Origin of the sequence: Pelomonas parva, from assembly GCF_043555835.1 — a bacterium.
GTDB classification, from domain to species: Bacteria; Pseudomonadota; Gammaproteobacteria; order Burkholderiales; family Burkholderiaceae_C; genus Pelomonas; species Pelomonas parva.
In genome coordinates this window covers 689,573-703,643 of sequence record NZ_JBIGHV010000001.1, presented here as the reverse complement: position 1 = coordinate 703,643, position 14,071 = coordinate 689,573, and the positions used below count along the sequence as shown (strand labels likewise).

The 14,071-nt window shown below is 69.2% G+C and carries 12 protein-coding genes; 7 read left to right on the top strand and 5 right to left on the bottom strand.

Annotated elements, in window-relative coordinates; all coding sequences use genetic code 11:
- The 6 genes from ACG00Y_RS03005 (at nucleotide 1) to ACG00Y_RS02980 (ending at nucleotide 8,497) form a co-directional block, all read left to right on the top strand.
- Entirely contained in the window at nucleotides 1-783 is a 783-nt protein-coding gene (locus tag ACG00Y_RS03005; protein WP_394475833.1) for a SapC family protein, read from the top strand.
- A complete protein-coding gene (locus ACG00Y_RS03000; RefSeq protein ID WP_394475832.1) occupies nucleotides 780-2,654 on the top strand; it encodes an efflux RND transporter periplasmic adaptor subunit in 1,875 nt (624 codons plus the stop codon). The genes ACG00Y_RS03005 and ACG00Y_RS03000 overlap by 4 nt, the downstream gene beginning before the upstream one ends.
- 4 nt (nucleotides 2,655-2,658) lie before the next feature.
- Nucleotides 2,659-4,818, top strand: a complete 2,160-nt coding sequence (locus tag ACG00Y_RS02995; RefSeq protein ID WP_394475830.1) for a site-2 protease family protein — start codon at nucleotides 2,659-2,661, stop codon at nucleotides 4,816-4,818.
- Nucleotides 4,811-6,826 carry a preprotein translocase subunit SecA gene (locus ACG00Y_RS02990; RefSeq protein ID WP_394475828.1) on the top strand — a complete coding sequence of 672 codons (2,016 nt, stop codon included), beginning with the start codon at nucleotides 4,811-4,813 and terminating at the stop codon, nucleotides 6,824-6,826. Before ACG00Y_RS02995 ends, ACG00Y_RS02990 begins: the two co-directional genes overlap by 8 nt.
- A gap of 101 nt (nucleotides 6,827-6,927) precedes the next feature.
- Nucleotides 6,928-7,665 carry an efflux RND transporter periplasmic adaptor subunit gene (locus ACG00Y_RS02985; RefSeq protein WP_394476186.1) on the top strand — a complete coding sequence of 246 codons (738 nt, stop codon included), beginning with the start codon at nucleotides 6,928-6,930 and terminating at the stop codon, nucleotides 7,663-7,665.
- Between the two features lie 532 nt (nucleotides 7,666-8,197).
- Nucleotides 8,198-8,497 carry a hypothetical protein gene (locus ACG00Y_RS02980; RefSeq protein ID WP_394475826.1) on the top strand — a complete coding sequence of 100 codons (300 nt, stop codon included), beginning with the start codon at nucleotides 8,198-8,200 and terminating at the stop codon, nucleotides 8,495-8,497.
- A gap of 205 nt (nucleotides 8,498-8,702) precedes the next feature.
- Here the strand turns inward: ACG00Y_RS02980 and ACG00Y_RS02975 are convergent, their stop codons facing one another.
- The 5 genes from ACG00Y_RS02975 to ACG00Y_RS02955 form a co-directional block, all read right to left on the bottom strand.
- Nucleotides 8,703-9,698, bottom strand: a complete 996-nt coding sequence (locus ACG00Y_RS02975; RefSeq protein WP_394475824.1) for a relaxase/mobilization nuclease domain-containing protein — start codon at nucleotides 9,696-9,698, stop codon at nucleotides 8,703-8,705.
- Nucleotides 9,695-10,051: a hypothetical protein gene (locus ACG00Y_RS02970; protein WP_394475823.1), complete on the bottom strand. Its 357-nt coding sequence runs from the start codon at nucleotides 10,049-10,051 to the stop codon at nucleotides 9,695-9,697. The genes ACG00Y_RS02975 and ACG00Y_RS02970 overlap by 4 nt, the downstream gene beginning before the upstream one ends.
- Before the next feature lie 488 nt (nucleotides 10,052-10,539).
- Nucleotides 10,540-11,520: a FecR family protein gene (locus ACG00Y_RS02965; RefSeq protein WP_394475821.1), complete on the bottom strand. Its 981-nt coding sequence runs from the start codon at nucleotides 11,518-11,520 to the stop codon at nucleotides 10,540-10,542.
- 68 nt (nucleotides 11,521-11,588) lie between these two features.
- Nucleotides 11,589-12,080, bottom strand: coding sequence for an RNA polymerase sigma factor (locus tag ACG00Y_RS02960; protein WP_394475819.1), 492 nt, complete (start codon nucleotides 12,078-12,080; stop codon nucleotides 11,589-11,591).
- 7 nt (nucleotides 12,081-12,087) lie between these two features.
- Complete coding sequence (locus ACG00Y_RS02955) at nucleotides 12,088-12,567, bottom strand: hypothetical protein (RefSeq protein WP_394475817.1); 480 nt, start codon at nucleotides 12,565-12,567, stop codon at nucleotides 12,088-12,090.
- Nucleotides 12,568-12,768: 201 nt separating this feature from the next.
- Between ACG00Y_RS02955 and ACG00Y_RS02950 the strand changes: the two genes are divergently transcribed.
- Nucleotides 12,769-13,092 carry a helix-turn-helix domain-containing protein gene (locus tag ACG00Y_RS02950; RefSeq protein ID WP_394475816.1) on the top strand — a complete coding sequence of 108 codons (324 nt, stop codon included), beginning with the start codon at nucleotides 12,769-12,771 and terminating at the stop codon, nucleotides 13,090-13,092.
- Nucleotides 13,093-14,071 lie beyond the last annotated feature (979 nt).

Below are 14,071 nucleotides of genomic sequence, written 5' to 3'. Positions count from 1 at the left end.
ATGTCCAAACAGCTGCTGATCTATGAGTCCGCCATGCCGGTATCGGCGTCCCGCCATGGCAAGGTGTCGCTGGAGGCCAGCCCCGGCTACGGCTTCTCGGCCGGCATCAACGCGGTGCCGCTGATGGCGGTGGAGTTCCCGCGCGCGGCGGCCGAGTACGCCATCGTCTTCACCGTCACCGGCGAAGAGGTGATGCCGGTGGTGGTGCTGGGCGTGCGCAACGACCAGAACCTCTACCTGACGCCTGACGCCCAGTGGCAGGCCCGCTACGTGCCGGCCTTCATCCGCCGCTACCCGTTCGTGTTCTCGCGCAGCGACGACGGCAAGACGCACACGCTGTGCATCGACGAGGCCCACCCGGGCGTCAACCGCGAAGGCCGCGGGGAGGCGCTGTTCGACGCCGCCGGCAAGCCGACCGCCTTCGTCGAGCGGGTGCTGAAATTCCTGCAGGAGTACCAGAGCCAGTTCGAGCGCACGCGCCGCTTCGGTCGCCGGGTGCATGAGCTGGGCCTGCTGGAGCAGATGCAGGCGCAGGTGACGACGCCGTCCGGCGAGAAGCGCTCGCTGAACGGCTTCTTCGGCGTCAACCGCGCCAAGCTGCGCGAGCTGAGCGGCGAGGCGCTCGCCGGCCTGGCGCGCAACGACGAGCTGGAGCTGCTCTACCTGCAGCTGCAGTCGATGAGCAACTTCGCCGGCATCAAGGACCGCTTCATCAGCAGCCTGACGGACGACGAGACACCGGCCGCGGCCGAAGCGGCGCAGCCCGATCCGCTGCCTGCATGACGCAGAACAGCGCGCCCGTCTATTCCCTGGCGGACGAGCAGCGCACGCGCAGCGAGTCCGCGGCCTGGTCCAGCTTCACCACCACCGGCGACACCGCCGAGCTGTACGCCGCCTGGCTGGTGCTGCTGGCCGGCCGCATCCCGCGCTCGCGGGCGGCGCTGCTGCTGACGCGCGAGAGCGCTGCCGGCGCCTTCGCCGTGGCCGCTGTCTGGCCCGACCCGCGGCGCGACCTGCAATACCTGTCCCCCGTCGCCCAGCAGGTGCTGCAGGCGCGTGAAGGCGTGGTCAGCGCGCCCGGTGGCGGGCAGCCGCCGGCGGCGGACGGCGTGGCCCATGTCGGCTACCCCATCGAGGTGGCCGGCGAGCTGTGCGGCGCGGTCGTCTTCGACCTCGGCCCGGGCCCGCTGGCCGAGCTTCAGACCGCTCTGCGCGACATCCACTGGGGCATCGCCTGGCTGATGCAGCACTTCAGCCTGCAGGCGCTGGCGGCGCGGCAGGCGGAGCTGGAGCGGGTGTCACTGCTGAACGACGCGATGGCCACGGCCATGCAGCATGCGCAGCTGCAGCCGTCGGCCCTGTCGGTCGTCAACGAGCTGGCCCAGCGGCTGCGCTGCGACCGCGTCTCGGTGGGCTTCGAGGCGGCGGGCCAGGTGACGCCGCTGGTGATGTCCAACACGGCCAGCTTCGATGCCCGCTCCGACCTCGTGCGCTGGCTTGGCGAGGCGATGGACGAGGTGCTGGACCTGGGGGTGCCGGTGCAGCTGCCGGTGCCGGCCGACGAGCCGCTGGGTGCGCTGGCGCACCAGGAGACCGCGCGCCAGCTGGCCGTGCAGGCCATGCTGTCGGTGCCGGTGCGCGACCAGGGCCAGACCATCGGCGTGCTGTGCTTCGAGCGCATCGCCGGCCCGGCCTTCAGCGAGGCGCAGGTGCAGCAGGCCACCGCCTTGGGCGTGCTGCTGGGCCCGTACTGGGGCCAGCAGCGCTGGCGCGAGCGCGGTGCGCTGGCGCACTGGCGCGACACCGCCCGCAACGCCACGCGTGAGCTGAGCGGGCCGCATCGGCCAGGGCTCAAGCTCGTGTCGGTGCTGGGCGCCTTGGTGCTGGCCGCGCTGGCGCTGTGGCAGACCGACTACCGCATCTCCGCCCGCACGGTGGTGGAAGGCGCAACGCAGATCGCTGCCGTCGCGCCGTTCGACGGCTTCATCGCCGAAGGCCTGGTGCGCGCCGGCGACACGGTGCGCAAGGGCCAGCCGCTGGCCCGCCTGGACGACCGCGACCTGCGCCTGGAGCGCAGCCGCTGGTCGGCAGAGCGGGAGCAGCTGCAGCGCCGCTACCAGGTGGCGCAGGCGCAGGGCGACCGGTCTGCCATGGGCGTGCTGTCGGCGCAGGTCAACCAGGCCGACGCGCAGCTCGCCCTGGCCGAGGAGCGCCTGGGCCGCACGACGCTGGTGGCGCCGTTCGACGGCCTGGTCGTGGCCGGCGACCTGAGCCAGCAGATCGGCGCGCCGCTGCAGACCGGGCAGACCTTGTTCGAAGTCGCGCCGCTGCAGGGCTTTCGGGTGATGCTGCAGGTGGACGACCGCGACATCGCCGGCCTGGCGCAGGGCCAGCGCGGCGAGCTGCTGCTGTCGGGCCTGCCCGCGCGGCCGCTGGCCATCCGCGTGCAGCGCATCACGCCGGTGTCCACGCAGCAGGACGGGCGCAATGTGTTCGCGGTCGAGGCCAGCATAGCCGGCGCCGGCCAGGAGGCGCTTCGCCCCGGCATGCAAGGCATCGGCAAGGTCGTGGTGGGCCAGCGCAGCCTGCTGTGGATCTGGACGCACGGCCTGCTGGACTGGCTGCGCCTGACGTTCTGGGCCTGGGCGCCCTGACGTCGTGGCGAGCCTGGACGCCCCGCTGGAAAGCGGCCTCTGGTACCGCGTGGCCGAGCTGCGGCCGCGGCTGGTGGCGCGCGCCCGGCTGCACCGCCATCGCTATCGCGGCGGCGTCTGGTATCTGCTGCAGGACCCGGCCTCGGGCCGCGTGCACCGCTTCACGCCGGCCGCGCGGCTGGTGATCGCGGCGATGGACGGCCAGCGCAGCGTGCGCGAGCTGTGGGAGATCACCAGCGACAAGCTCGGCGACGACGCACCCACGCAGGACGAGCTGATCCAGCTGCTGGGCCAGCTGCACAGCGCCGACCTGCTGGCCACCGACGTGCCGCCCGATGCGCTGGAGCTGTTCGACCGCAGCCAGCGCGAGGCCCGCGCCAAGCGCCGGCGCTCGTGGGTCAATCCGATGGCCATCCGCATCCCGCTGTGGGACCCGGGCCGCTGGCTGGACCGCCATGCCGGCCTGTGGCGGCGCCTGTGGAGCCGCGGTGCCGGCCTGCTGTGGCTGGCCGTGGTGCTGCCGGCGCTGCTGATGCTGCCGGCGCACTGGGGCGAGCTCAGCGGCAACCTGTCCGACCGCGTGCTGCAGGCCGACAACCTGCTGCTGATGGCGCTCGTCTTCCCGCTCATCAAGCTGCTGCACGAGCTGGGCCATGCCACGGCCACACGCGCCGCCGGCGGCGAGGTGCACGACATGGGCGTGATGCTGCTGGTGCTGATGCCGGTGCCTTACGTCGACGCATCGGCCGCCAACGTGCTGCGCTCGCGCTGGCAGCGCGCGCTGATCGGCGCGGCGGGCATGGTGGTCGAGCTGTTCGTCGCCGCGCTGGCGTTCTACGCCTGGCTGCTGCTGGAGCCCGGGCTGGCGCGGGCCGTCTGTTTCAACATCGTCTTCGTCGCCGGCCTGTCGACACTGGTCTTCAACGGCAACCCGCTGCTGCGCTACGACGCCTACTACGTCCTCGCCGACCTGGCCGAGCTGCCCAACCTGGCCGCCCAGTCGGCGCGTTACTGGGGCTATCTGCTGCAGCGCTATCTGTTCCGTCTGCGCGATGTCGAGTCGCCGGCGCACACGCGTTCGGAGCGGCTGTGGTTCGGCATCTACGGCCTGGCCTCGGCGCTGTACCGGCTTTTTGTGGCGCTGGCGATTGCACTGTTCATCGGCTCGCGCTTCTTCTTCGTCGGCGTGCTGCTGGCGCTGTGGGCCGTGGCGATGATGACGGTCGTGCCGCTGTTCAAGGCCGCCAAGGCGCTGACGGCCCAGCCCGAGGTGCGCGAGCGCCGTAGCCGCGTGCTGGCCACCGCGCTGGGCAGCGCCGCTGTGCTGGTGCTGCTGGTGGCCGTGCTGCCTCTGCCCAACCGCACGGTCGCGCAAGGCATCGTCTGGCTGCCGGAGCAGAGCATCGTGCGCGCCGCCGCGCCAGGATTCTTCCGCAGCTTCGAGGCAGAGCCGGGCAGCCTCGTCGAGCCGGGCCGGGTGCTGGCACGCAGCATCGACCCGGCGCTCGATGCCGAGCGGCGGCTGCTGACAGCGCGCGTGCGCGAGCTGGAGGCAACCTACGCCATCGAGTTCGTCGCCGACCGTGCGCGGGCCGAGATCGCCCGTGAGCAGCTGCAACTGGCGCAGACCACCCTGCAGCGCGCCGAGCAGCGCGCCCAGGGCCTGCAGATGGTGGCCGGCGCGCCGGGGCGCTTCACCGTGCCGCGCGCCAGCGACATGCCGGGCCGCCATCTGCGCCAGGGCGATGTGCTGGGCTATGTGCTGGGCGATGCGCCGCCGGTGGTGCGCGTCGTGCTGGACCAGGGCACGGTCGACGTGGTGGCCTCGTCCACGCTTGACGTGCAGGTGCGCCGGGCCAGCGTGACCGGCCAGGTGCTGCCAGGCCGCGTGCTGCGCCAGGTGCCCGCCGGGCGCGACGAAGTGCCCAGCCAGGCGTTGACGCCCTCGGGCGGCGGCAGCATCGCCGTCGACCCGCGCGACCCCAAGGGCCTGCGCACGCTGGACCGTGTGTTCCAGCTCGACGTCGGCGTTGACTCGCTCACCGGTCAGACGCTGCGTTATGGCGAGCGCGTGCAGGTGCGCTTCACGCACGAGCCCGCGCCGCTGGCCGCCCAGCTCTGGCCGGTGCTGCGGCGGCTGTTCCTGCGCCACTTCGATGTCTGAAGCCCTGCTGCTGCGGCTGCGCCCGCGCGACCTGGCCAGCGGCCGGCCCTATGCCGAGCGCGACGAGCGCACGCCGGCCTGGCACGACGAGTTCGCGCTGGGGCTGTGGCATGGCTGGGTGCGGCCGGCGCTGCGGCCGCTGGACATCGCCGGTGCCGGTGCGCGCAAGGTCGTCCGGCTGGCGCGCGCGCTGGAGGTCGAGATGGCGGCGCTGGACGAGCAGCAGCTGCGCCAGCGCGCCGCGCTGCTGCGCCACGCGATGCGCCGCAGCCGCTTCGGCGTCGACGCGGTGGCCGCCTTCTTTGCGCTGGTGCGTGAGGTGGCCGGCCGCGTGCTGGGCAAGCGCCACTACGACAGCCAGCTGCACGCCGGCTGGCTGCTGCTGCACGGCAGCCTGGCGGAGATGGCCACCGGCGAGGGCAAGACCTTTGCCGCCACGCTGCCCGTCTGTGCGGCCGCGCTGGTGGGCCTGCCGGTGCATGTGGTGACCGTCAACGACTACCTGGCTGCCCGCGATGCCGAGGCCATGGCGCCGCTCTACGCCTTTTTCGGCCTGCGCTGCGGCGCCATCGTGCACGAGCTGACCCGGGCGCAGCGGCGCGAGGTCTATGCCGGCGACATTGCCTATTGCAGCAACAAGGAACTGACCTTCGACTACCTGCGCGACCGCACCGCGCTGGGCGACCGCGCCAGCCCGCTGCACCGCGCGCTGGCCGAAGGCGGCGGCATGTCCGACAACCCGGCCACGGTGCTGCGTGGCCTGACCTTCGCACTGGTCGACGAGGCCGACAGCGTCTTCATCGACGAGGCGCGCACGCCGCTGATCCTGTCCGCCTCGCTGCCGCCGGGTGCGCGTGGTGCGCTGGTCGACTGGGCGCTGGCCTTCGCGCGCGGCTTGCAGCCCGCTCGCGACTTCGACCTGGAACCCGCCCAGCCGCGCGTGCGGCTGAACGACACCGGCCGCGCGGCCGTCGAGGCCGCACTGGATAGCGCGGCAGCGCCGCCCGACGTCGGCCTGCGCGCCTGCACCGAGGCCGTCACGCAGGCGCTGGCCGCGCTGTGGCTGTACCGGCGTGACCAGCAGTACGTGGTGGTCGACGGCAAGGTGCAGATCGTCGACGAATCCACCGGCCGCGTGATGGCCGACCGCGCCTGGGAGCGCGGCCTGCACCAGATGATCGAGGCCAAGGAGGGGCTGGTGCTCAGCGGTGAGCGCGTCACGCTGGCGCGCATCACCTACCAGCGCTTCTTCCGCCGCTACCTGCGCCTGGCCGGCATGACCGGCACGGCCACCGAGGTGGCGGCCGAGATCGGCCGCGTCTACGGCTTGCCGGTGGCGCGGGTGCCGTTGCACCGGCCGTCGCTGGCGCTGCGCGCGCGGCCGCGCTGCCTGCCCGACGCCGATGCGCGCTGGGCGGCGGTGTTGGCCAGTGTGCAGGCGCAGGCGCAGCAGCAGGGCCGGCCGGTGCTGGTGGGCACACGCACGGTGCAGTCGTCGGAGCATCTGTCGGCACTGCTCGCTGCGGCAGGGATCGAGCACGTCGTCCTCAATGCCAAGCACGACCGCGTCGAGGCCGAGGTCATCGCCCGCGCCGGCGGCTCGGGCGTCGTGACCGTGGCCACCAACATGGCCGGGCGCGGCACCGACATCGCGCTGGGCGAGGGCGTGGCCGGGCGTGGTGGGCTGCATGTGATCCTGACCGAGTTCCACGATTCGGCGCGCATCGACCGCCAGCTGTTCGGCCGCGCCGCCCGCCAGGGCGACCCCGGCAGCGGCGAGGCCATCGTCGCGCTGGACGACGAGCTGTTCCGCCTGCACGCGCCGCTGCTGAGCGCGCTGCTGCAGCGGCTGCTGGCGGGCCGTGAACCCCATGCCGCACTGCTGTGGCTGCTGCGCCGCGCGGCGCAATCCTCGGCCGAATCCCGCCATCGCGCGGCGCGCGCGGCCAGTCTCAAACAAGACCGCCGGCTGGCGGCGATGCTGTCGTTTTCAGGGAGAGGCGAATGAGCGTGCGCCCCGTGTTGGCGTTGGTGCTGCTGGCTGCAGCGCAGGCAGCGAGGGCTGCCGACGAGGCGGGGTTCGAATGCCTGCTGGAACTACGGTAGGTCATAGAGATCCGCACGCCGGTGGACGGCACCATCGGTGCCATCAGCGCCCACCGCGGCGACGCCATCCGGCGCGGCCAGCCGCTGGTGGAGCTGCAGTCGCAGAGCGAGAAGGCGGCGGTAGAGCTGGCGCGCCTGCGCAGCAAGCTGGAGGGCCCGCTGGCCACGGTGCGCAACCGCATCGACTACGCCACCAAGCGCCAGGCCCGCCAGGCCGACCTGGAGAAGGACAAGTTCATCTCAGTGCAGGCACGCGACGAGGCCGACGCCGAGAAGCGCCTGGCCGAGGCCGAGCTGCGCACGGCGCTGGAGAGCCGCGAGCTAGCCAAGGTGGAGCTGCAGCGGGCGCAGGAACAGCTGGCGCTGCGCACCGTCAGTGCACCGTTCAACGGCGTCGTTATCGACCGCATGCTCAACGTCGGCGAGCTGGTCGAGGCCGGCAGCGGCCGCAAGCCGGTGCTGAAGGTCGCGCAGATCGACCCGATGCGTGCCGACGTCGCCTTGCCCGCCGCGCTGTTCGGCAAGGTGCGCGTGGGCACCAAGGCCACGGTGCTGGCCCAGTTGGGCGGCGTGCGCTTCAACGCCGTGGTGCGCAGCGTCGACCGCGTCATCGACGCCGCCAGCAGCACCTTTGTCGAGCGGCTGGAAGTACCCAACCCGGGCGACAAGGCGCCGGCTGGGTCACGTTGCCTGGCCAGCATCGACGGCCTGGCGGCTACGCCCAAGCCCCGGCTCCAGTAGATGCCACCTGGCGGACGTGACGAAGTTCGACTATCGGCACGAAGCTTTCGCTCGACAAGGCAGACGCTATGACCGCAGCGGGTCGATAGCGCAAGCTCGAAGCACTTCAGAGCTGCCGTTGACCGGCGTGGGGGCGTTGGACCTCAGGCGTCGCAGGGACGAGTTCCGCCGAGCGTCAGGTCGTGGCTGTGCAGCGGCCACGCGGCCCGCAGGGCGTCGAATGACCGCTACCGGCGGCAGCGCCCATCGAACGACCAAAACTGGAAGTCGGCAGCCAGCCTGCTGCCGTAGGTCAGCGAGTTTCTGCTTTGGGCACGAAGCTGTCGCTCGACACGGTAGGGGCTGGCCCGCAGCTGGACGGGAAGCCTCGGTCATTCCCCATACCTGAACGCCGCCATCGGAAAGAGCCCGCAGGTCAGCCACGCCGCCGCCCAACTGACGCGATTGGCACGCAGACAGTACACGCAGCAAAAGAGCCAACTGGCAGCTGAACGCCAGATGGCGGAACATCGGGCATTCAAAGGAGGCTGCAATGACCCAGGACACACCGCCCGAGGGCGGTTTCAACAAGCTGGTCGATGAACAACTGGAGCTGGCTGCGGTCAAGCTGCCTGCGCTGACGCCTGTGCATCCGTCGCCAGTCGACCATGAAGAGCTGAAGGCCGCCCATGCCAGCATCGAAGACGTGCTGCTGGGCAACGCTGAGGCCACGCCCGAGATGCTCGAAGAGATAGCGGCACTTCAGGATGCCCCCGAGCTCAGCGAAGAGGAGTTGGCGCGCCAGGCGTTGGCCCACGGTGGCGCCGACAACGACCCAGCGACACCGGAGTAGTTCGCAGCCTGCCAAGTTTGGCTGCGCCGAGGCGTCGCACGGGCGGGCCTTTGCCAACGGAGGACGGGCGGATTGTGTTGGAGGCCGCTGGCCCGGGCTGTTGCACAGCCTTTGCTTCAGGACAGGCACCGCCAGCACCGTCACACGCATCGTCTTCGCGACGGTGAAACACCTGCGCCTGAGGCGCCTTCGCGATGGACAGTGATCAACGACTGATGTCCGGTGACGGTCGGCTTCTGCCGACTCCGGGCGGCGAGAGCTCGTTTGAAGGCCGATGCTGCCGCAACGGCACCTTGGACCCTTGGCCGAACTGCTCGCGAACGAATGTCGTGCCGCGCACGAAGGCCGCCACCCTCTCCGCGAGCTGGCGGTCCTCGGCAACCTCGGACGCCGCCAGCGCTTTCATGATGTGCGCCCAGCTCACCATCGCGTCGGCGCGACTCAGCGTGCCTGCTCGACCGGTCTTCATGGCGACCGAAGCAGTGCGCAGGCGCCCCTCCTCCTTCGCCTTGATCCGCCACAGCGGTTCAAAGTTCCGGCTTTCCCCGCGAGAGGCCTGCCGCGTTGCTTCTGCCTCGATGCCCCAGCCGCGCAACTTCTCGGCGAACGTCTCCCGCCATCGCTGCAGGTCCGCCTTGCGAGGATTCAGACGCTTACCCGAGGCCGCCTCCGCCCGCACGCTCAGGTGGACATGCGGATTGGCTTGGTGCTCGTGCAGGACCATGACGTAGCGATGCCCCGCCAGCTCGGTCTGCGCGAACTCACGCGCTGCTTTCTGCAGGAGCGTCGCGTTCGTGCCGGCCGGCATCGACAACATGATGTTGAAGGCTTCCCGCCGGTGGCCTTCCTCTGGGATCAGTGAACCGCCGTAGCGCCACTGCTCCGCCAGGTCTCGCACGGCTTCCTTGCCCGTGCGAACCACCTCGCGGTCGTCCTCGATCTCCAGCTTGCCGTTCTTGCTGATGTACCGGAAATGCGCCGCGATGGCCGCCATCCCTCGGCCACCGCCAGTCACCTTGATCATCACCTGGGGCGCCCTGCGCACCGTCGCCTCGATGCGCTTTCGGATGACGGCAGCCTTGCGCCGCAGCATCCCGTCCAGACGAGGCAGCGGCGCCGACCTGACGATCCGATTGCCGGGGTAGAACAGCCGCTCGCCCCACTGAACCAGAACACCGTCAATGTGCTGGCCGCTGGTCATCTCCGTGGCCTCCTGGCTGGCCGGAGTTCGGCAACCAACGCGGCTGCAACCGCAAGGTGCTGCCGCACATCCTTCGTCAAGGAAGTGATGCTGGCGCGATACGGCTCCAACTGCGGCACAGAGGCCCGGCCGAGCACCCGCAGGAACGCGTTGAGATCAGCCGACAGCGCGGCCACGCGATCCGTCGACGCCATGAGCGCCTTCACTGTCGATGCGTGGTCTGCAGGCATGGCGACAGGCGCCACGCCGTCCAGGAGCGAGGAGACATAGTCACCCTGCGACATGTCGGCGGCGCGCGCCCGCGTGGCCAACGTCGTTGCATGACCGCTCGACACACGCAGCGTGACTTTCACGACTCCCCGCGCTGGGGTGTCAGCGCGCGTCGGGACGGCGGGTTCCTCGCCGCTTGGACGGTCATCGAGCAGCAGCAGAACAGCGCGCCTCGTAAGGAAGGCGGGTGTGGTGTGCTGTCGCTGAGCCTGCGCACGGAGTCGATCACCCAGGCCGCGCAGATCCACGCACACCCGGTCGCGTGCGTTCCCTCGCCCTGGCTTGCGTGGTGCACTGGCCAGGCTCCCTGTGAGCGGCGTCGCGACAGCACTCAGCAGGTCAAGCTGCTGATGCTCGCTCTCGCGCCTTGAGGAGACCATGCGCCCTATCGTGCGACCAGCCTCCCCGATGCGATAGGTCCCGAAGGCCGGCGGGTTGTCTGTCCCAGAAGCTCCATGCATGTCCGCCGCCGTCCCATGTCTTCCCAGGAGGTTGGCTTGGTGGTCACCATTCGTAGCAACTCTGCAGCGCCAGGCCCGCATCAGCCTGCGCGCTTGGCTGAGCAAGCGGCCTACGGCTGGACGAGTTCCAGCCGATCACCATGGTTGCGCACGACCAGGCCATGCAAACTTGCCATGGCTTCCGCGAAGCTGGCGTTGTCGCCGGTCTTGACCACGCCGCTCACGCGCCTCTCGCCCGCCGTGCCGGACACGACGATCGGCAGGCGGTCGTAGCGGTTCATCTCATCGACCGCTTCGCGCAGCGACACATTGTCAAAGCGGGCTTCGCCCCGCCGCCAGGCCAGCAGTTGGTCCATCTGAGGCCGATCCACGCGGGTCGCCGTGGCAGGGCGATCCGCCTCATCGGAACGGGTGAGACGCAGGCGCTGGCCGGGCGCCATCACCAGCGGCCTCTCCAACTGGCGGTACTCGCCGGCAGCGCTTCGCACCACCACCTGGCCTTCAACTAGCGTCACGGCAAGCGCTTGGTCACCCGGCTTGGCTGCGGGTGACGCCTTCACCAGGAACGCCGTGCCGGTGGCGACGACCTCAGTGCCGGCGGCCTGGACGACGAACGGGCGGCTGGCATCCTTGGCGACCTCGAACAGGGCTTCGCCGCGCTCCACCCTGACGGTGCGCTGTGACTCAGCGAAGTCCACGCGGATTCGGGTGGACGTGTTCATCGACAGGCGGGAGCCGTCTTGAAGCACCACAAGGCGCTGCTCGCCGACGCCGGTTTCGTACGCCTCCCCGGCGCTCCAGGGTCGAAGCGCCAGCACGCTCGCCACCAGCACCAAGGCAATCGCCAGGCTTGAGCGCCAGGGCAAGGACCGAGCTGCCCTGCCACTGTCTGGCAGTTCGCGGGACGCAATCGCGGTGGCGTAGCCCGCCAGCGTGAGGCTGGCCACGTCCTGCCAGGTGTCGGTGCAACGCTCAAACGCCAGCCTGTGCGCGGCGGAGCGGGCCTGCCAGGCGCGGCACTCTTGCTCCATCTGCGGGGTGCGGTGGCCGCCATGCAGGCGGGTGATCCACACGGCGGCCTCGGCGGCCACGTCTTTCGGCACCAGCGGCGGTCCCTCGGGCTCCGCCGCCCCGGCGGACGCCTGACGGCGAGCCATCGCTACCAGCCTTCCATCCAGGTCGTGAGCTGCAGCGTGGCCTTGGCGATGTGCTTGTGGACGGTCGTGGTGCTCAGGCCGTACAGCCGCGAGAGCTCGACGATGGTCAGCCCGTCGATCCGGTGGGCCAGGAAGATGCTCCGCGTGGTCTCGCTCATACGGCTGACGCCGAGGCTCAAGCGTTCGAGCCGCTCCTTGGCGAGCAGCGTGGCCTCGGCCGTGGGCGCGTAGTCGATGATAACGACATCCTCGACGAGGACTTCTTCACCTCGGGTCGTCTGAGCGCGATGGGCGTCAACAGACAGGTTGAGCGCGGTACGCATCAGGAAGGCTTCGGGCCGCTCGACGGGCTGGTCGCGCTCGTAGCAGGCCAGCCGGACCCAGGCTTCCTGCACCAGGTCATCGGCTTCGTGCGCGTTGCGGCCACGGCGCATCAAGGCGCTGCGCACCCGCGCGAGTGTCTCGCGCAAGTTCTTGACCAAGGCTGCCGTCATGGGCCGGTCACGCGGGTGGGTGCGAGGCAGGCGTCCCGCCGGAGCGAGAACGGCGCAGGGACGTCTTGAATCGCAGCTTGGGGAGCCCCTGGAGCTGGCGGTCGGCGTTTTCGAGGGCGTGTATCAGGAAGGCAGCAGCGGCACCCTCGTCCGCGAACGGGGCCCGGCGCTTGATCGCGCGGGTGAGGCTGGCCTGTAAGCGTTCAGCAGTCGCGGTGGCCGACTGAAGCGCGGCACGGCGCCGTGGGCCGAAGGTGCTTGTGGCATCAGGATCGCTACACGCCGACCAGGCGACAGCATCGGGATAGGTCGACGTGCAGTCCACGCCGCCTTCAGCGGAAATCGCCTTGAGGTGCTCGATTCCGCGGTCGTGCAGTTCATCGGCAACGCTCGGCACAGGTACTTGCGCAGACCAGGCGCCCAGCAGCTCGTACTGATCCCCCTTGAACAGGCCCAGAGCCCAGCGCCAGCGGGATTGCTCGACCACGCCGTCCCGTCGGACGGGCAAGGCGAGGGTCTTGAACTCTGCGAGGACGTACCTGCAGCAGAGTGGTTTGGTGAGCCAAGTACTTGCCATCACATCCCCTTCATCGAGGCGAGATCGCGCAGATGCGCCGATGCCTCACTGAACACGACTACGTAATTCGTAGTAGTCGGATTGTATGGAAGCTACGACCCTCGTAGCAACATGGCGAAAGCGGGGATTGCTGCAGGAGATGTCTGGCCGAAGCGCTTAAAGGAGGCGAGGGTTGCCCTTGGCCTCAGTCAGAAGCAGCTTGGGATCGATGCCGGCCTGGATGAGTTCGTGGCATCGACACGAATCAACCGCTACGAGCTTGGGGTTCACGCTCCGGACTACCAAATGTCCATGCGGCTCGCACACGTGCTGCAAGTGCCCACCGCCTTTCTGTACTGCGACAACGATGAGATGGCGCAGATGGTTTTGGCGTTTCATCGTGCGCCTAAGGCGGCACGAAGACATGCCCTGGCGGCTTTGCAAGGGCACGAGTAGTTGACGAGACAAGACGGTATGGCGCTCCAGCGCAGATGGGTGATGTCCCATCGCGTGGTGTAAGTCCAGAACCCGGACAGGATGGGATGCGCGGGGCTACTCACCGTGCCACTGCGGACATCTTCGCCCCCTGGGCGCCGATGGTCGAGCCACAGGTTCGTACGGTGTTTTCGCGCTCAAAACGGTCAAGACTTGCAGCCCGAGAATCCACACGCCATTTGATTTTGTGTGTATATTGTCAACATGATCCCAAGCCTGCGCGCAGAACTGAATGTTGGCCAAACGGTTAGGTTCGCCGCGCCCCAGAGCCCAGACGAAGAAACCGAGCGATTCATCGTTCTCGAACTTCGAGGCGACCGCGTACTCGTGGAGTTCATCTGCGACATGCGAATTAAGCCGACACACGTGTACTTGGTTGCCGACCTAGTGCCGGCATAAGTGCGTCCCTGACTACTGCAGGCGAACCAGATGGCAACACCTTGCTTGAACGTAAAGCGGCCATGACGAATGCTTAGCAAGAAGCGCGGAGGCAAACGCGACGGAGCAGGTGCAAAGCCCCTTTACACCGAACCGATGCGACGGGTCAATGTGATGCTCGATGAGGAAACGATTGCCAAGGCTGAGCTGATTGGAGGAGGCAACCTCAGCGCGGGCCTTCGGAGAGCTGTAAAACGATTGCGAAATCCTGCTGGAGGATCAGGCTCCCTTTCTGGGTCGAGTGATGCGAGTCAGGGTCGGACAGGCCAGAGTGAAGATGCCCTCAGGCCGGCGGCGTTCACTGACCCGATGTTGGCGGTAGCTGACGCTGAGACCCTGGTCCGCGAATGACTCAGAGCAGCCTGAAGGCGACCTTGCCCATCGAGTGGCCCCTCTTGCATAGGTGGGCGCGCGCAGGGGCACGTCAACGACCTTAGCCAAATCGATGCCTGACGCGAAAGCTCGTGCCTGCTTGTCGCCGGTTTACCCATTGGTTTACCCA

Coding starts and splice junctions, on each gene's coding strand:
- ACG00Y_RS03005 (WP_394475833.1), top strand. CDS start 1: ATGTCCAAACAGCTGCTGATCTATGAGTCCGCCATGCCGGTATCGGCG.
- ACG00Y_RS03000 (WP_394475832.1), top strand. CDS start 780: ATGACGCAGAACAGCGCGCCCGTCTATTCCCTGGCGGACGAGCAGCGC.
- ACG00Y_RS02990 (WP_394475828.1), top strand. CDS start 4,811: ATGTCTGAAGCCCTGCTGCTGCGGCTGCGCCCGCGCGACCTGGCCAGC.
- ACG00Y_RS02980 (WP_394475826.1), top strand. CDS start 8,198: ATGACCCAGGACACACCGCCCGAGGGCGGTTTCAACAAGCTGGTCGAT.
- ACG00Y_RS02975 (WP_394475824.1), bottom strand. CDS start 9,698: ATGACCAGCGGCCAGCACATTGACGGTGTTCTGGTTCAGTGGGGCGAG.
- ACG00Y_RS02960 (WP_394475819.1), bottom strand. CDS start 12,080: ATGACGGCAGCCTTGGTCAAGAACTTGCGCGAGACACTCGCGCGGGTG.
- ACG00Y_RS02950 (WP_394475816.1), top strand. CDS start 12,769: ATGGCGAAAGCGGGGATTGCTGCAGGAGATGTCTGGCCGAAGCGCTTA.